Annotated in this window: 11 protein-coding genes; 7 read left to right on the plus strand and 4 right to left on the minus strand. The window is 33.3% G+C overall.

The window, feature by feature from the left end:
• Window positions 1-255 precede the first annotated feature (255 nt).
• Window positions 256-8679, plus strand: a complete 8424-nt coding sequence (locus tag Q0856_RS08525; protein WP_298504152.1) for a T9SS type B sorting domain-containing protein — start codon at window positions 256-258, stop codon at window positions 8677-8679.
• A gap of 74 nt (window positions 8680-8753) precedes the next feature.
• On the opposite strand, the gene Q0856_RS08530 is transcribed toward Q0856_RS08525, so the two are convergent.
• Window positions 8754-9521: an exodeoxyribonuclease III gene (locus Q0856_RS08530; RefSeq protein WP_298478935.1), complete on the minus strand. Its 768-nt coding sequence runs from the start codon at window positions 9519-9521 to the stop codon at window positions 8754-8756.
• 104 nt (window positions 9522-9625) lie between these two features.
• On the opposite strand from Q0856_RS08530, the gene Q0856_RS08535 reads away from it, so the two are divergent.
• Together Q0856_RS08535 and Q0856_RS08540 are read left to right on the plus strand one after the other, a co-directional pair.
• Entirely contained in the window at window positions 9626-10141 is a 516-nt protein-coding gene (locus Q0856_RS08535) for a hypothetical protein (protein WP_298478931.1), read from the plus strand.
• 2 nt (window positions 10142-10143) lie between these two features.
• The gene (locus Q0856_RS08540) at window positions 10144-11019 is read left to right on the plus strand and encodes an RluA family pseudouridine synthase (protein ID WP_298478928.1); all 876 of its coding nucleotides are present in this window, start codon (window positions 10144-10146) and stop codon (window positions 11017-11019) included.
• Between the two features lie 50 nt (window positions 11020-11069).
• Here Q0856_RS08540 and Q0856_RS08545 read toward each other — a convergent pair whose 3' ends face one another.
• Both Q0856_RS08545 and Q0856_RS08550 read right to left on the minus strand, forming a co-directional pair.
• Window positions 11070-12614: a glycine--tRNA ligase gene (locus Q0856_RS08545; RefSeq protein WP_298504155.1), complete on the minus strand. Its 1545-nt coding sequence runs from the start codon at window positions 12612-12614 to the stop codon at window positions 11070-11072.
• Between the two features lie 34 nt (window positions 12615-12648).
• A complete protein-coding gene (locus tag Q0856_RS08550) occupies window positions 12649-13545 on the minus strand; it encodes a hypothetical protein (protein WP_298478922.1) in 897 nt (298 codons plus the stop codon).
• A 44-nt stretch (window positions 13546-13589) separates the two neighbouring features.
• Here Q0856_RS08550 and Q0856_RS08555 point away from each other — a divergent pair, with 44 nt between their 5' ends.
• Entirely contained in the window at window positions 13590-14294 is a 705-nt protein-coding gene (locus Q0856_RS08555; protein WP_298504158.1) for a ComF family protein, read from the plus strand.
• Between the two features lie 51 nt (window positions 14295-14345).
• Complete coding sequence (locus tag Q0856_RS08560) at window positions 14346-15962, plus strand: Ig-like domain-containing protein (RefSeq protein WP_298504161.1); 1617 nt, start codon at window positions 14346-14348, stop codon at window positions 15960-15962.
• On the opposite strand, the gene Q0856_RS08565 is transcribed toward Q0856_RS08560, so the two are convergent.
• Window positions 15946-16722 carry an amidohydrolase gene (locus Q0856_RS08565; protein ID WP_298504163.1) on the minus strand — a complete coding sequence of 259 codons (777 nt, stop codon included), beginning with the start codon at window positions 16720-16722 and terminating at the stop codon, window positions 15946-15948. The two genes, Q0856_RS08560 and Q0856_RS08565, sit on opposite strands and share 17 nt — an antisense overlap.
• 218 nt (window positions 16723-16940) lie before the next feature.
• Here Q0856_RS08565 and Q0856_RS08570 point away from each other — a divergent pair, with 218 nt between their 5' ends.
• On the plus strand, window positions 16941-18773 hold the full coding sequence (locus Q0856_RS08570; protein WP_298504166.1) for a PAS domain-containing protein: 1833 nt from the start codon (window positions 16941-16943) through the stop codon (window positions 18771-18773).
• A gap of 11 nt (window positions 18774-18784) precedes the next feature.
• Complete coding sequence (locus tag Q0856_RS08575; RefSeq protein ID WP_298478906.1) at window positions 18785-19180, plus strand: response regulator; 396 nt, start codon at window positions 18785-18787, stop codon at window positions 19178-19180.
• The last annotated feature ends 69 nt before the right edge of the window (window positions 19181-19249 follow it).

The raw sequence follows: 19249 nt of genomic DNA on the forward strand, positions 1-19249 counted from the left end.
AGAATTAATTAATAGCATTCTATTTTTAAATTTTTTACCTAGTTACCAAACAAAATGTAAGACTCCATAATAAAAAAGCAAACACAATTTACTAAACATCTCTAATCTCCTTTGGGTTATACCCTCATCGACGAACAGATTATCTTTTATAAATACTAAAAACCAAAAAGAAACGTTATTTATAAGCTTATACCCTAAAATACCCCCAAAAAAAGTCTATGAGCATAAGTCAACCAAACAACTAAATACCTACTTATGAATACGTTAAAGAGTTCTTTACGCCATAAAAAAGCGTTAACCCTAATCGTCTTGGGGTTAGTCATGTCTTCTCTTTTTGGATACGTTCTACCTACCATTTTTAATCCAGAAAACCAAGATTCTGTTGATAAAGAAAATATTGCAATACTTGCAAATACACATCCGCTAACGGGTATTTCGGATAATGTAGTATTCTGCTCTAATGACAATAGAGAATTACATGAAATTTACTTATGTGGCGCTACTGATGAAAGACTTTTAAACCTTACTATTCCTAATGTAAAACAAATTATTTGGGCAAAATTAGATGACATAAGTTGTAGCGCTTCTCAAAATAATTGTCCTAATACCTCTCCAAGTTGTACATGGAACCAATTAGCGACAAATCCGCAATACAATGTAACAGAAGGAGGAGAATATAGAATTTTTATTCAATATACAGACAATACAACGGAACGTTTTTATTTTAATGTCTATGCAAACGGACTTAACCCTAATGCCGTTGTAACCAATATTGATTGTGGTAATCCTGGTAATATAACCGTAAACAATGTTCCCAATAGCTACGAATACAGTATTAATAATGGAGCTTCTTGGCAAGATTCTAATATCTTTCCAATCAACACGGTAAGTACGTACAACATACAATTAAGAAATAAAAACATAACGGATGGCTGTGTTTTTGAATTAAATGATGTTACCGTAAACAATAACAGTTTTAATGCAACATCTACCATTTTACCAATAACTTGTAACACAACTAAAGGAGGAATTAAAATAGATTTAACGGATGCATCATCGAGTTATATATATGAAATTAGTCAAGGAGGAAGCCCAATAGGTTCTTCTGGACCAACATCTAGTAATACATATACTTTTACCGATTTAAATTCTGGAGATTACGACATAAATGTAACTTTATCTAGTGTATCTAGTTGCTCTTGGACGGCATCTATTACTGTCCCAGTTTTTACTCCCATACAACCTAACGCTGTTGTTACTAAAAACATTGATTGTACAGATGGTGTTATAACTGTTGCTCCAACAGGAGGCACAGCGCCTTACGAGTATAGCTTAGATGGCGGTACAACTTATAATGCATTTACTTCTGGAAATCAGTCCAATATTCCAATTACTACTGCAGGGGCATATACAGTAACGGTTAAAGATAATAGTGGTTGCGAAATTGATTCTTCTCCCGTTACTATTATTACAGAACCAGAAATAACATACACCGTAACCCCAAAAGCAATTACTTGTAATGGTACAGATGATGGCAGTATAACCGTTGACATAACGAATTCTCAAGGATATTCTACCACCTATAGCATAGATGGTAGCACTTTTCAAACATCTAATGTTTTTAGCAATTTAGCTAGTGGGTCTTATACTGTAACAATTAAAAAAGAAAAAGCCGGTGGTTCTTGTGATGTTACTACAAGTTCCGTAACCGTAAATCCAAGCACAGCTTTCACAGCTTCAGCTTCTGTTACACAACAAATAAGTTGTTCAAGTGGTTCTGCTACAATAGAAGCTTCAGTTACTGCAGGAGGAACTGCTCCTTTTGAATATAGTACAAACGGTGTGGATTTTCAAGCTAGTTCTACTCTAACTGGTTTAGGCGCGGGTACATATACCATTACGGTTAAAGATGCTAATGGTTGTACCACCACAGTAAACCAAACAGTAAACGGAGGATCTAACCCAACAAACCTAAATTTTTTAACTAGTGGAGTAGATTGTTCTACTGGAGAAACAGATGTACAAATTACTATTGAAAATGGTACAGGACCATATACTTATAAAATTACAGCTCCATCCACTATAAATAGTCCAGGGGATACTTTTACTGCATTAGCACCGGGAACCTATACCTTTGAGGTAGATGATAACGGTTGTAAAATAGTTAGAAACTATACTGTTTCAGAACCTATTCAATTTACTGCGAATACCTCTGTGAAAAAACACGTTTCTTGCTTTGCAGTTAGTACTGCCGACGGAGAAGTTGAAGTGGATATAACTAATTTTAACACTTCCTTTGATGTAATCGTAGAAAATAGCTCTGGAATAAATACTGGCTTAGGTGTTACCGGAGCTACAACGTCTCCTATTATTATATCTGGTTTAGCTGCAGATACATATACCATAAAAATTAGTGATGAATCTGGTCCTTGTCAATTCGAACAAACTCATACAATAGAAGCCCCAACATCTGCTTTAAACTTAGACTCATACAATGTCTCTGATATGAACTGCGGCTCTCCGGGTTCTATCACTATAGAAGCTTCAGGTGGGTGGGGAAATTATAATTATTCTGTAAAACAACCAGATAATACTACAACAGCTCCGCAAAGCAATAAAACCATAACTGGTTTAACGCAAATTGGAACACATACTATAATATTAAAAGATATTAATGGTTGCGTAATAGATACACAAACTTTTGATTTACAAAATAACGGCGGTCCTATTTCAATAGTAGACCAAAGTGCATCTAATTACTGTTACAGTAGCACTACTAAAGGAGAACTTAAAATAGATGTTTCCGGAGGCGAAGCTCCGTATTTTTACACAGTAAACAACGGAACTCCAACGCCAATTACTGGAGGTACTTTTACGTTAAGCAACTTAACTCCTGAAGATTATATTATAAAAGTAATTGGTGGTAATGGATGCGAAACTATTGTAGCAGACACTAAAATTGCTGGGCAATTATTTGCACTTGCTGAAATAACAAAACCTTTGGGTTGTGGTACTTCTCCCGACGCGGTTATTAACGTTGATGCTCAAGAAGGTTACCCGAATCCTGATTACACCTTTGAAGCTAGTACAGATGGAGGAAGTACATATAGTACTATCACTATGCCATTCTCCACTTCAGCAGCAGCAACATATACTTTTAGAGTAACAGATAGTAAAGGTTGTTTTACAATAACAGATCCTGTTACAACAACTATAGCCCCAACTCTAATTCCGAACCATAATCAGTCTCCTACTGCTTGCGGTAAAGCCGGAACAGGCTCAGTAGAATTAGGGGCTTCTGGAGGAACTCCTCCTTTCCTATATAGTTTTAATGGTAGTGCATATACTACGCAAACTGTATATACTAATTTAGATGCACAAGCATATAACTATGGTATTAAAGATGCATTAGGTTGCGAATTAACAGGTTTAGAGGTAATTGTAGGTGCAGAAGCTGCCATCACAGCTGACATTACAAAAACGGATATAACATGCTCTGGAACTAAAACAGAATGGGGAAATACCAATGTAACTAATGTTCAAAATGCAACTGGGTTAGTAACTATAAGGTTAATACGAGTAAATGACCCTATTAAACATGCAGCAGGCACGGCTAGATATTGGACATACAGAGAGTATAAAAATGTAGATATGTCTGACCCAACAGATGATTATGATATTCGTATGTATTGGCCACATCATTTTTATGTTGAAATAGAAGATGAAAAAGGATGTATATACGAATCTGATTTATACGAAATTGAGCAACCTCCTTTACCATGGATACAAAAACCTGAAACTGATTTAGAGCAATCTTGTGCTAGTGGAGCTTCTTTTGAGATTGAAGTAGGAGGTGACCCTGCAGATTCTTCAACATTACCTGGAGAGGAATTAGTTGGTCCATTTCAGTACCGTATATGGCCTTATGATGAAAATAATCCTCCAGCTTGGAGAGAATTTAACGATCCTTCTAACCCTGTTTTAGGATTAGATTCTGACCCTGTCGGATTTGAAAGAGATTTAAGAGTTAGTGGACTTTTATTTGGTGTACATTATGCCATTGTATTAAAAGATATGAATACAGGTTGTCAACGTTGGCGAAGTCTGGGTGTTGTTCATACCCCAGAAGCTCCTAATAATAACATAGATGTAATTTCAACTCCGCAAAGTTTATCTTGCTTTACGGGTTCAGATGGTGAAGTAAAATTTACCATAAAAGGAGCAGGAGACAACGATTTAGATGGAACACAGACAGTAAGTTGGAATATTAGGCATACAAGTGATAGAGGATCTGTACACGATTCTCACCCTTGGATACCCTCTTTTAGAAGAAGTGGAACAGCTAATGATGGAGGATCTGGTGGAGATATTGAAATTGATTTAACTGGATTAAAATTAGCTTGGTATGTAGTAGAAGTAACTACAGAGGCTGGATGTAAATCTGGTAATAGGTTCTTAATCTATAGACCTAAATCTAAACTAAAATTAGAACTAGATCAATATGTTGCACCCACTTGTAATATAGGTGCTCAGATAGCAGTAACTGCTAAAGGAGGGTGGGATAATGAAAAATACTTTAACATCCGAAATAAGTTATACCAAAACTGGCATGAATATGAGTATGCCTTAGTTTTAGATAGTAAAAATGTAACTGACCTAGATGTTTCTTGGGGGGCTAGTAATACCTGGACAAATGTTGTGCCAACAGCTTATGATGGTGTAAACAATATATACCGAGCTTATGTTCGCGACGGTGGCGGTTGTATTGAAGGATTAGGAACACCAATTACTATTACCCAAGACCCTGAACCTATTATAGATACTATAGATGTTACCGACAGATGTACCTCCACAAATGAGTTGTATAATGTAGTTGCAACACTAACACAACCTGGTACTAACCCTACAAATACAAACCCAGTTTATATTTGGGATGGCGAAGTTACTACTACAGCTACAAAGACTATGGGTCCAGGAAACCATACCTTAGTGGTTCGCGATGAGAATGGTTGTTCAGATACGCAAAACATTCATATTTATCCGCAACTAGTGGCTAAATCTAAAATTACCAAGACTGTAGATTGTGATGTCTCTTTGGATAATGGAGAAATGTTAGCTTCTGCTTATGGTGGCTCAGGAAATTTTGAATTTACTATTAGTCCTATTCCTGCATCTTATGCTTCTGGTGAAGAAACAAATACTACAGGAATATTTACAAGATTAGAACCTGGCGTAAACTATACATATACAGTTACTGATTTAGATAACAGTTGTGTTCTTGCTCCCGAACATATTTCTCCTGCATTAGAATTAATAATGCCTGTAGACCCACAATTTGAGCCAGATACAACCGTACCTGTTACTTGTTTTGGAGATACCGATGGAAAAATTATTATAAAACAAATAGACGGTGTAGATAACTTAGATGTAACTTATGAGTATAGTATTGATGGCGGAACAACCTACCAAACTTCTAATCTATTTGATGGATTAGCAGCTGGTTCTTATAATGTAGATATTCGTTCCGCAAAAAATTGTATTCAAAGTCTAACAGGCATAACGGTAGGTGGTCCATCTGCCCCAATTTCTTTAACTACTCCAACAGTATCTGCTTTTGCATGTACTGCAAATAATAAATTAGGAATGGCAACCATAGACGCAACTGTTTCTGGCGGCACAGCACCATATAAATTTAGCTATAATGGTAATAGTTTTAGCTCTATTTCAGGAACAGCAATTTCTTTTGATATTCCTTACAAAACCACATCTCAAAACATTGTTTTAGATGTTATAGATGCTAATGGATGTCCAATCCAAGAAAATATAACAGTTGATGCAGCAACTAAAATTTCTGCTACTATAACAACAACAACTCCAATGAATTGTGCTACTGATGGAGTATATGAAATTAACGATCTTACAAGTTTTACGAATTATAGTATTGTAGAACAGCCAAGTGCTTCGGCTTATGTAACTATTGTTGGAACAACTGTTACCATTGAAAAAGGGCAACCAAATACATATTCATTTTTAGTTACAGATAATGATACTGGTTGTACTACGAAAGTACATATTGAAATAGCTCCTTTTAATACTATAGAGGTAAGTGCTTCTAAAGTAAATGACATTACTTGCCATGGAGAATCTAACGGAGAGCTTTCTTTTGAAGTTTCTAGTTTTGGTAGTGGCGGATTTAGTTATGAGATTTATAATGTAAATAATACAACCACTCCTATACATTCTGTAGCTAGTAGCACACTTACTACACCTATTTCTTATAGCTTATTACCAGCAGGCACATTTGTGGTTGTAGCTACGGATAACGACACTGGTTGTCATGTAAAATCAGAACACATATCTATACAAAGCCCTTCGGAGCCTTTAGATTTTACCTATGCCATAACCCATGATTTAACTTGTTCTCCAGGTATGGATGCGCAAATTACAGCAACACCGCAAGGTGGCTGGGGTACATACGAATTTGAATTAGTAAATGCGGATTCTGGTACAACATTACAATCTTTTGATGCTAATAATGTATTTAGCGGATTAACATCTGTTATAAATTATGAATTAACCATAAGAGATGCAAATGGCTGTAGTAATGTTACAAAAACAATTACTATAGACCCAATAGACCAAATAGTAATAGACCCAGCTAATCCAACTTCAATAGAAACAACTAATCCTTCTTGTACAGAGGCAAATGATGGAGAAATTACTGTAGTTGCTACTAGAGAGTTTGGTAATGGACACACTAATTTCCAATACATTTTAACGAATATAACAACAGGAATTAGTGGTTTACCACAATCTAGTAATATTTTTTCTAATTTATTAGAAGGAGACTATTCTGTAACTGTAGTAGATGGTTATGGTTGTGACACTACAACTGCGACTATCTCTTTAACCGACCCAACGGAAATAGAAATTGACGGTATAATAAGCCAAGAACCTAACTGTGATCCTAATTCAGGAGAAATTACAGTATCCGCTAGCGGTGGTGTTTTAGGTACAACGTACGAATATAGAATTATAAAACCCGCTGCAGATGCAACTACTTGGAGTACACAACAAGTATATAGTTCTTTAGCTCCAGGAACTTATGAGTTTTTAGCTCGCGATAGTGACCCTGCAAAACATTGTGTTTCCCCTATTTCCGTAATACGAACCATAAATGTCGTAGAACCTTTAGGTATAGCAGTAAATGATGATAATACAATTATCAACTGTAATGGCGAAATGGATGCCGTTTTAATTGCAGAAGCAACTGGAGGTTTAGGTGGTTACCAATACCAACTAGAAGTTAACGGAACTTTACAAGGAGTTCCTCAAGACTCTGGTACTTTTGAAGGATTAGGACAAGGAAGCTATAGAATTTTAGCAACTGGAGGTACAAATTGTTCAGAATATTCTAGAACAGTAACTATATCAGAGCCAACTCTATTAACTGCTTCTGTTGCCAACAAACAAGATATTAAATGTTTTGGTGAAGAGGATGGCAGTATAGAGATTAGTGTAAATGGCGGTGTTTCGCCATACCAATATATTATTTCTTCTAGTCCTGAAAAATCTGTAAATACGAATCTATTCGAGGAACTTCCAGGCGATACATATACTGTAATAGTACAAGATGCAAATGGTTGCGAAGTTACTGTAAATAATATCGTAGTAGATTCTCCAACGGCTGCCTTAGATGCGACTATTACTAGAGTTGAAGATGAGGTGTGTTCTAGTGATGACAATGGCGTAATAGAAATAAATATTACTGGAGGAACAGCTCCATACGAATATAATCTTACTGGTCCAACAGATGCATATTCTGCTATCGGCAGTTCTACATTACTATTAGATAATTTAGACGGTGGTTTTTATGAAATCTATATTAAAGATGCTAATGACTGTCCGTTTGTACTAGTACAAGAAGTAAAAGTAGGTTCTAATCTCTCTTCAGAAATAGAAACTATTAATGAATGTATCGATGGTGTTCCTGCTTACGGAGTTTCTGTAATATTCGATGATAACACTTTAGATACCTCAGAAATTGTGTTCGATTTAGATGATTCTACACCTAATAACCCTGATGTAACAAATGCACAGTCTGATGCTAATTTCTCTAATATTACTTCTGGAAACCATACCATTAGTATAGTACATTTAGGTACTGGTTGTATTGAAGTTAAAAACTTTAATATCGAAGCGCAAGAACGATTAGTTTTAACCACTAAATCTGGCGGAATTAATGAAATAGTCTTAGTAGCGACTGGTGGTGATGGTAACTACACTTATTACTTTGACGACGAAGTTAACACTACTGGTTCTATGTTCATAAACCATACTGCTGTATATACTGCTAAAGTAATTGATGGTAAAGGTTGTGAAACTACCCTAGAGATTCCTATGGAATTTATAGATATTGAGATTCCAAACTTCTTTACACCAGATGGTGACGGAAACAATGATACTTGGGTCTTTAAAAACGTAGAAGGATTCCCTAATTTATGGGGTGCTATTTACGATAGATACGGTAGACAGGTTAAGTACTTTGTAAAACAAGGAAACTGGGACGGATCATACAACAATGTAGATTTACCTGCAGGAGATTATTGGTACGTTATTAAACTAAATGGAGAAAATGATGATCGCGAATTTGTTGGTCATGTTACCATATATAGGTAAATAATAACCCATATTATATATAAAAAAGCACAGCAAATTACTGTGCTTTTTTATATATAATAATTTCTGTTCAATTAACTCGCTTCTATTTCAACCAAAATAGGACAATGATCACTATGTTTAGCATCTGATAAAATTAAGGCTCTTTGCAATTTCTCTTCTAAAGAAGAACTTACCATACCATAATCTAAACGCCATCCTTTATTATTATTTCTTGCATTAGCTCTATAACTCCACCAAGAATAATTATCTGGCTCTTTATTAAAATGCCTAAAACTGTCAATAAAACCACTATTCATAAAATTACCAATCCATTCTCTCTCTACAGGTAAAAAACCTGAGACATTTTTATTACGAATAGGGTCATGTATATCTATAGCTTCATGGCATATATTATAATCTCCTAAAACAATTATATTGGGGCGTTCTTTTTTTAACTCATCTATATAAATTTGAAAATCTGCCATATATTTTAGCTTAAATTCCAAACGATCCATATTAGTTCCGGAAGGCAAATACATACTCATTATAGATACATTGCCATAGTCTACACGTAAGTTTCTACCTTCAAAATCCATATAATCAATCCCAGTACCATACTCAATATGATCGGGTTTTTTCTTTGCTAATACAGCAACACCGCTATATCCTTTTTTTTGGGCACTATACCAATAGTTATAGGCATATCCTGCTTCTGCAAAAACACTTAAATCTAACTGATCTTCATTTGCTTTTATTTCTTGTAAGCATATTACATCAGGATCTGCGGCCTGTAACCATTCTATAAATCCTTTTTTTAAGGCAGCTCTTATGCCATTTACATTGTACGATATAATCTTCATAGGTTTTCTTCTGTGCTTAAAAATAATAAAATAGGATTTAGTGGATCCTATATATTTAAAAATATAATATCCTATTTTTGCATTTTTAATTTTAGAATTAAATAATGAAAAAGATATTTGCTTTAATTGTATTATTAGGTGCTTTTAATTTTTTATCCGCCCAAGGTTACTCAGAAAATAACCATGAGATTAAGTTTAATGTTGGTCATTTTTTAGCTACTTCTACAATTGGTTTTGCTTACGAGCATTATATAAACGAAGATACTAGTATTGGTGGTGATATTTATTTTGACAATAAAGCAACAGATTACAATGGTAATTTTGGACTTGGGGCTAACGTAAGAGCTTATTTTGGTTATGAACCAAGAAGTGGTTTTTTTGCGGAAGCTTTTGGCTTATACTATACCGGAGAGGACGATGTTCTAGATGACAATTTAGGACAAAGAAATGTAGATTATAGCACTTTAGCTCTTGGTCTAGGAGGTGGATTTAAACTAGTTACTTTTAGTGAAAGATTTACTGTAGAGACGTATGGCGGATTTGGAAGGAATATGAGCCCCAAAGATTTTCAAAATACATTTATGTTTAAAGCCGGCCTATCTGTCGGATTCCGATTTTAAAAATGTCTTCTCTAAATATTCTAGAGTCGCACACCGTTAAAATTTTAAAAGAATCTTTGCGATTACAAGAATACGGTGTTGGGATATTTAAAACTATTACTACAAAATCTGCTTTAAAAAAAAGTCTTAAAAAAGAACTTATTCTTGTCAATGGAAAAATAGCCACCACGGCAACTTTTATTAATGGTGGCGAAATAATCACTCTATTAAAAGACATAAAAGCTACAACGCATCATAAAAAAATTAATCTTTTTTTAGAAGTGGTTTATGAAGACGAATATTTGGCGGTAATTAATAAACCTCCAGGTATTCTTGTTAGTGGTAATTCTTTTAAAACAATTGCTAATGCATTGGAGCAAAACATAACTGCAAGTAATTTACTCGATGCGGTTAAACCCAAACCTGTACACAGATTAGATTATCCTACAACTGGTCTACTACTCATAGGTAAAACAAGTTCTGGTATTATTGCTTTAAATAAATTATTTGAGAATAAAAAAATAACTAAATCTTACATAGCCATTACTATAGGAGAAATGCAAGGTTCTGGTGAGATTACAGAACCTATTGACGGCAAAAAAGCCACATCAAAATACAACGTAATTAAAAGGGTTAATTCTAAAAGATTCGAATTCTTAAATTGGGTAGAATTAACTCCTGAAACTGGAAGAAAACACCAACTTAGAAAACATTTATTTAGTATAAACAATCCTATTTTAGGAGACCAAACCTATTTTCTAAAAGGTTTAAAATTACAAGGTAAGGGGTTATATTTACACGCATATTCCTTAGAATTTATTCATCCTTTTACCAGGGAAAAAATTGTTATCAGAAAAGACCCTCCCATAAAATTTCATAACATTTTTGAGAAAAAATAAGAGGCTATATACCTACAGCCTCTTATAAATTTTTAAACGAAATATGTGTTTTACTTCATTTTTAAAAGCCAAGACCTCATATCTACTTCCTTAGAAATAATACCTTTTAAATCTGCAATTGCTACTCTTTCTTGCTCCATAGAATCTCTATGACGTATAGTAACCGTATTATCTTCTTTAGTTTGGTGATCTACTGTAATACAAAAAGGAGTACCGTTGGCATCCTGTCTTCTATATCTACGACCTACAGCATCTTTTTCATCATACTTTACATTAAAATCCCATCTTAAATCTTCGATAATGGCATGTGCAATATCTGGAAGACCATCTTTTTTAACCAACGGTAATATTGCTGCTTTTGTTGGTGCTAAAACAGCAGGTAATTTTAATACAGTTCTAGTTGTATTATTTTCTAACTCTTCTTCCTGCAAAGAATTAGAAAAAACTGCTAAAAACATACGATCTAAACCTATAGAGGTTTCTAATACATAAGGAACATAGTTTTTGTTTAGTTCTGGATCAAAGTATTGTAATTTTTTTCCAGAAAACTTCTCATGACTTCCTAAATCAAAATCTGTTCTAGAATGTATTCCTTCTAATTCTTTAAATCCGAATGGAAATCTAAATTCTATATCTGCTGCTGCATCTGCATAATGAGCTAGTTTTTCATGATCATGAAAACGATAATTATCCTCTCCCATTCCTAAAGAAAGGTGCCATTTCATTCTATTCTCTTTCCACTTTTCATACCATTCTTTTTGTGTTCCTGGCTGAATAAAGAATTGCATTTCCATTTGCTCAAACTCACGCATTCTAAAAATAAATTGTCTTGCAACAATTTCATTTCTAAAAGCTTTACCCGTCTGTGCTATTCCAAAAGGAATTTTCATACGACCACTTTTCTGAACGTTTAAGAAATTCACGAAAATACCCTGCGCTGTTTCCGGACGTAAATATAAATCCATTGCGCTTTCCGCATTGGCTCCTAGTTTGGTGCCAAACATTAAATTAAATTGCTTTACATCTGTCCAGTTTTTAGAACCAGACATGGGGCAAGCAATATCTAACTCTTCAATAAGTTTTTTAACATCAACTAAATCTTCTTTTTCTAAAGATTGTCCCAGTCGTTTTAAAATACCCGTTGCTTGCTCTTGGTACTCAACTACTCGTTGGTTTGTTTCCAAAAATTGTTTTTTATCAAAAGAATCTCCAAAACGCTTTGCCGCTTTTTTTACTTCTTTTTCTATTTTGTTTTCAATTTTTGCAACATAGTCTTCTACCAAGACATCTGCCCTATATCTTTTTTTAGAATCTTTATTGTCTATTAAAGGATCATTAAATGCATCTACATGCCCTGATGCTTTCCATGTAGTTGGGTGCATAAATATTGCAGCGTCTAAACCTACAATATTATCATTTAGTTGTACCATGGCTTTCCACCAGTACTCTCTAATATTTTTTTTAAGCTCTACTCCGTTCTGTCCGTAATCGTAAACAGCACTTAATCCATCATATATTTCACTAGACTGAAATACGTATCCATATTCCTTTGCGTGAGAGATTACCTTTTTAAAATTGTCTTCTTGTTTTGCCATTTGGCAAAAATAGAATTTTAAGCTAAAAAAATGTTTATTTTAACTGAAATTCTGATGTAGATAATAATCGTTCGTCTTCAAAAACATTTATAGTATACATTCCTGGTTGTAGTGAACCTCCTGGAATAGAAATAAAATCGCATACTGGTGTTTCGGCTCCGTTAAAAATAAGTTCTACTCGCTTGCTATAAACATTCCCATTTACATTTATAGTATTAGCATTATCCTCTATTACTTGTTTGTTTGGGTCTAAGAACTGAAAATAAAGTACTTTTTCTTTATTCTCTTCTTCTGAATTAGCCGCGATAGTTACACAACCTCGCAACTTTTCTATTATAGACGCTTTGTTTGTTTTAATAGGTTTTCCTCCTCGTAATCTAAAACCGCTTCCCGTAGGCTTCTGTAATTTTAGATAATTCTTAGTTTTTAATTCCTTATTTAACTCTAATATTTTCTTACGTTGTAGTGCTTCTGCTTCTGCCAAAGAACTACTTTTTCCTCTTAAAATTTCTATCTGTCGTCTAGATTCTTCATACTTTTCTCCAATAAGCATATTGTTATACTTAAGAAAGTTATTTTTTAACTTAAGGCTGTCATTTTTAGACTCTAGTCTTCTTAATTCCGTTTTAAATTCTCTCAGTTTTTCTACAGTAAAATTTAATCTTCCAACGGAATCTATTAATTGCTGTACCTTATACTTAGAATCTTGTAACTCTATTTCATTAACCTCATTAAGTGCAGAAAGTCTATCCACATCTGCTTTCATAATGGTTAAATCTTTTACTAAAAGGTCTTTTTCTTGCTCTAAATAACTAATATGAGTTTTAGATTGCGCATAACTGTAGTAAAAGGCTATTAGTATTCCTATTACTACCGCTACCATAGCAGCAAGTATTACTTTATAATTTATTTTATTATCTTGACTGTCCATCAGAACAAAGTGGTCTTTAAGTAGGTTAATAAAAAACTTGAGATTTGTTGTACTCTAAGCTCCCAAATATACTAAATGATATCAACACCCTCCTATTCCCCATAGTGTGTTTTGGTTGTAATGCACGATTAAATAGAGGAGAGAAACATTTATGTACCGTTTGTCGAAACCAAATACCACTCACCGACTTTACATTTAACGAAGAAAATCCGGTAGACCGTATTTTTTATGGACGAATTAACATAAAAAAAGCGAGTTCCTTTCTATATTTCACGGAAATAGGAATCGTTAAAAATCTTATTCATAACTTAAAATATAAAAATCAAGAACAGATCGGCGTTTTTATTGGAGAGTGGTATGGTCAAATATTAGCTGAAAATAATTTTCTAAAGGATATTGACTATATTATACCTGTACCCCTACACTCAAAAAAACTAAAAAAAAGAGGCTACAATCAGGTTACTAAATTTGGAAAATCTTTGGCCAAGTATTTAAACGCCATTTTTTTAGATACTATTCTAATAAAAACCGAAAATACCAAAACGCAAACAAAAAAGGGACGTCTTAGAAGGTGGCATGAGCAAAAAAATCTTTATCATTTAACAAATCCTTTGGTTCTTGCTAATAAAAAAATTCTTTTATTAGATGATGTTATAACTACAGGAGCAACTATGGAAATTTGTGCAAAGACCTTACAAGAGGCTCCAGGCGTAACAATATATATTACAAGCATGGCTGTAGTATTGTAATTTCTAATTTCATTAAATATGTTGTTTCTTTGTTTCTAATATTTTAAAGTAATGTTACAACGTTTTTTAGCCTACTTTTTTTTCGCCATTATAATTGCTGCATTTTATCAATGTGCTAGAAGAGGAAGTCCTACCGGAGGTCCAAAAGATATAGAAGCTCCCATTTTGGTGAAAGCGGAACCTGAAAATATGAGTATCAACTTTTCAGAAAACAAAATACGCCTCTATTTTAATGAATATATTAAACTTAAAGACGTTCAAGAACAACTTATTATTTCTCCTCCCTTAAAATATATTCCTGACTTATCTCCGCAAGGTGGAGCTAGTAAATATGTTGAAATAACTATAAAAGATACGTTAAAAGAAAATACGACTTATACTCTAAATTTTGGAGAAAGTATTGTAGATAATAATGAAGGTAACCCAAATCGTTTTTTAACCTATGTTTTTTCTACTGGTACTTATATTGATTCTCTAGAGGTCAAAGGAGTTGTAAAAGATGCCTTTAACAAAGACGCCGACACTTTTATTAGTGTTATGCTGTATGAAATTGATAGCGCATATACAGATTCTACTATTTTTAAAAGACCACCGAATTATATTACAAACACCCTAGATAGCACCATAATCTTCAACTTAAAAAATTTGAAAAAAGGGAAGTACGCTCTTTTTGCACTTAAAGATGAAGCCAAAAATCATGTTTTTGACCAAAACACGGACAAAATTGGCTTTATTAAGGATACCATTACTATACCTACTGATTCTATTTTTCTTTTAACTCTTTTTAAAGAAGTGCCTAATTTTTCTATGGCTGTACCCTCTTTAATGTCCAAAAATAAAATTACTTTTGGGTACTTTGGAGATGGAGAAAATAGCATTATTAAGCCAATATCTGTTATTCCAGATTCTGTACAAACCATGTTCCAGAAAGAGCCCAAAAAAGATAGTATTAATTTTTGGTTTACACCATATGAAATGGATTCTTTACTCTTTACGGTAACCAATGAAAAATATAAAACACTAGATACTTTTAAAATAAAGAATAGAAAAATTGCTCAAGACACCCTTGTTTTATCAGCAAATCACAGGGGAAACATTAATTTTAATGATTCATTTCTACTTGTAGGAAACACTCCTTTAATTTCAATGGACTCTTCTAAAATTAAAATGATGGATAAAGACTCTTTACCTGTTAAATTTTCTGCTACACTAGATACGCTTGAAAATGCCTTAGCAATCGATTTTATAAAAAACCCGGAAGAAAGCTATCTTATTGATGTTCTTCCTGGTGCTATAACAGATTTTTTTAATAGCACAAATGACTCCTTAACCGTTGGTTTAAAAACGAGAAGTTATGCAGATTTTGGAAACCTAAGATTGTCTATTGAAGGCAATAATTTAGAATTTCCTCTTATTGTACAATTAACAAATGAAAATGGGGAAGTACAAAGGGAAATTTACGCATTAGAATCACAAGTTTTTGAATTTAACCATTTAAAACCCGCAAAATATTTAGCACGTGTTCTTTTTGACACTAACGCAAATAAAAAATGGGATACAGGTAATTACTTGTTGCAAATAGAGCCGGAAAAAGTAAGCTATTATCCCGTTCCTATTGAAGTTAGAGCTAATTGGGAGTTAGAACAAACTTTTACTGTATTAGATTAAAAGCATCGCGATCTTCTAAAAACTTAAGCTTATTTCTTGTTTTTTCTAAATGAGTTTTACTTAGAGTAGCATACAGCACTTCTTCTTTATCAGAAAAAGCTAATGTTTTTCCAAGACAATCATAGACAGCAGAATGTCCAGAATATTGGTGTCCAGAGTTATCGGTTCCAATACGGTTTACACCAATACAATATGCCATATTCTCTATAGCTCTAGCTTTTAATAAACTGTCCCATGCCAAAACTCTTGGCTTAGGCCAATTGGCTACATAAATTAGCAAATCATAATTTTCTGTATTCCTTGCCCAAACAGGAAAGCGTAAATCATAACATATTAATGGACAAAAACGAAACCCTTTGTAGTTGATTATTAATCGGTCTTTTCCAGACTCGTACACTTTATTCTCACCAGCCAAAGTAAAAGTGTGTTTTTTATTATAATACCAAAATTCTCTGTTTGGGGTTACAAAAAACAGCCTATTATAATTTTTATTTAATTCCGAAAAAACAATACTCCCAACTATTGCTACATTATTTTCATAAGCAACTCTTTGCATCCAAGCAATAGTTTTATTTCCTTCAATAACGGAAATAGAAGATGGGTTCATAGTAAATCCGGTAGTAAACATTTCAGGTAGTACAACAACATCCGTATCCACTTTTAAAGCCTCTATTTTATTTTGAATCAAAGTCCTATTTAAGTTTGGCTCTTCCCATTCTAAAGGAATCTGAATCAAAGCTATATTTAGTTCTACATTCATTTTTAGTTATTTAAAAAGTCTACGGCCAATATATACCTTTTTTTAACCCCTGATTTTTATCATTATAAAAATAGAAGAATAAAGTTAACTTTAAAAAAAGCATTTATAATATTAACGTATTCTAAATCTTAGAATACTGAAAAAAACCGCATTCCAAAACGTAAGATAATTCTCAAAAAAATAAAGGTTCTCTTTATAAATAATTACTAAATTTGAGTATGGCCACTTCTACAATTACTGAAAATACTTTAAATCAGCTTTTAATTAAAGATGCGCCAATTCCTATCGCAACATTAGATACAGAGTTAAAATTCCTGTGGTACTCTCAAAAATGGACTTCTACGCATAACTTAACATGTAATCTTATTGGGGAAAATTTCTTTTCTGTAATGAACAATATACCCAAGGAGTTCCTTTCTGTTTTGGAAAATTGTTTGTCAGGCAATCCATGTAATTCCGAAGGAAAAAAATACATTGCCGTAAATGGAGATTATATTTGGTTAAAATGGCATATTAATCCTTGGAAAATGGCCAATGGAGAAATTGGCGGAATAATTATTGTGTTAGACAATGTTACCCGTTCAAAAAATAAAGAAGAACTATTAAAAGAAGCTCAATTATTTTCAAAAATAGGTGGCTGGCAGGTAAACTTACAGGATTTTAAAGTTTCCTGGACCAAAATGGTTAACATTATCCACGAAGAACCTTTAGATTATGTTCCAAAAACCTATGAAGAATGTTTTAGCCATTTTAAAGAAGGAGAACATAGAGATAAAATATATGAGTTATCTAAAATAGCAATTACTCAAGGTATTCCGTGGGATACTGAAGTTAAAATGATAACGAGAAAAGGTAACGAAGTATGGATTAGAACGAAAGGACAGGCAGAATTTGTAAATGGAAAATGTATTAGAATTTTTGGAATTTGCCAGGATGTTAATGAAAGAAAAATTGCCGAATTAAAATATAGTGAACAAGCTAAAAGGGCCCAAAAAGCAACTTCCGCTTCTAATGTAGGAGTATGGGAATTTCAAACCAAAGATAGACATACTATATGGGATGATATGTGTTTTAAAATTCATCAGGTAGACCCAAAAAAATATGAAAATGCCTACCAAGCTTGGGCTTCTATTATTCATCCAGACGATTTTAACAGAGTAATTGATGAAGCGTTCTGGGTAAGTAAAGGAGAAGGCAGTGGAGTCATAGAATATCGTATTTTATTACCCGATAAAACTGTAAGGCACCTAAAAGCAGTTGCCACTTTTGTAACAGAACAAGAAAAATACAATAACATTGCTATCGGCGTAATTACAGATGTTACCAAAGAAAAAGAGAATGACAAAAGATTAAGAGAATATTCCGAAATTACTAGTGACCAAAACGATAGCTTAAGGAACTTTGCCCACATGGTTTCTCATGATTTGCGTTCGCATGCCACCAATTTATCCATGGTAACTGGGTTTTTATTAGATGAAAGGGATGAAAACGAAAAGTTTAAATTAATGAATATGCTCAAAGAAGCAACAGAGAGTCTAAATAGTACTGTACATAATTTAAATGAGGTTGTACAATCTAGCTCCAATGTTTCTGAACAACTAATTCCTATACCATTAAAACCAGCTATAGACACCGTTATAAATAATATTGGAGTCCTATTCAAAGAAAAAAATGCCAAAACAATTATTAATGTAGCTCCCACAGTAGAAGTTTTAGCTATTCCTGCTTATTTAGACAGCATATTATTAAACCTTTTTACCAATAGTCTTAGGTATTCTGAAACGAACAGACCGCCCATACTAAAAATAGATGTAGTAATAAATAAAAAGCACTTAGAACTTACCTTCACCGATAACGGAAAAGGTATAGATTTAAACAAATTCGGAGGTAAAATATTTGGTATGCACAAGACTTTCCATAGAAATAAAGATGCCAGAGGTGTTGGTTTATATATAACAAAAAACCAATTAGAAGCTATGGGTGGAAATATCTCTGTAGAAAGCCAAGTAGGTGTAGGGACTACATTTAAACTAATTTTTAAAACCCAATAAAAACTAATCGAATGGCTAAAATTAACTCTGTTTGTATAATTGATGACGATTCTATTTTTGTATATATAGCCAAACGCTTAATGAAAGAATCCAATTTTTGTGAAAAAATTTTAGTCTTTGAAAATGGAAAACAAGGAATTGAAGGCCTCCTAGAAATAGATAAAAACAAAAAAGAGATGCCTTCTATAATTTTCCTAGACTTGAGTATGCCAATAATGAGTGGCTGGGAGTTTTTAGATAGCTATGCAAATGCTCAAATATCGAATAAAGATGACTTAAAAATTATTGTAATGAGTTCTTCTATTAATCCTAATGAAATAGAAATGATTAAGGCTTACCCCATGGTTACGGACTATATAGTAAAGCCAATTACTCCTTCTGATCTTGATAAAATTATTTGCCTATAACTATTTGTTTTTCCGTAAGCTTATTCATTTTATTCGACAGATAGTTTTATAAAACTATCTGTAATTCAA

This window comes from uncultured Maribacter sp., assembly GCF_947496775.1.
GTDB lineage: Bacteria > Bacteroidota > Bacteroidia > Flavobacteriales > Flavobacteriaceae > Maribacter_B.

Bases quoted from the DNA above. Each gene is read 5' to 3' on its own strand.
- Q0856_RS08550 (WP_298478922.1), bottom strand. From the start codon at position 13,545: ATGGACAGTCAAGATAATAAAATAAATTATAAAGTAATACTTGCTGCT.
- Q0856_RS08530 (WP_298478935.1), bottom strand. From the start codon at position 9,521: ATGAAGATTATATCGTACAATGTAAATGGCATAAGAGCTGCCTTAAAA.
- Q0856_RS08565 (WP_298504163.1), bottom strand. From the start codon at position 16,722: ATGAATGTAGAACTAAATATAGCTTTGATTCAGATTCCTTTAGAATGG.
- Q0856_RS08540 (WP_298478928.1), top strand. From the start codon at position 10,144: ATGTCTTCTCTAAATATTCTAGAGTCGCACACCGTTAAAATTTTAAAA.
- Q0856_RS08570 (WP_298504166.1), top strand. From the start codon at position 16,941: ATGGCCACTTCTACAATTACTGAAAATACTTTAAATCAGCTTTTAATT.
- Q0856_RS08545 (WP_298504155.1), bottom strand. From the start codon at position 12,614: ATGGCAAAACAAGAAGACAATTTTAAAAAGGTAATCTCTCACGCAAAG.
- Q0856_RS08535 (WP_298478931.1), top strand. From the start codon at position 9,626: ATGAAAAAGATATTTGCTTTAATTGTATTATTAGGTGCTTTTAATTTT.
- Q0856_RS08525 (WP_298504152.1), top strand. From the start codon at position 256: ATGAATACGTTAAAGAGTTCTTTACGCCATAAAAAAGCGTTAACCCTA.
- Q0856_RS08575 (WP_298478906.1), top strand. From the start codon at position 18,785: ATGGCTAAAATTAACTCTGTTTGTATAATTGATGACGATTCTATTTTT.
- Q0856_RS08560 (WP_298504161.1), top strand. From the start codon at position 14,346: ATGTTACAACGTTTTTTAGCCTACTTTTTTTTCGCCATTATAATTGCT.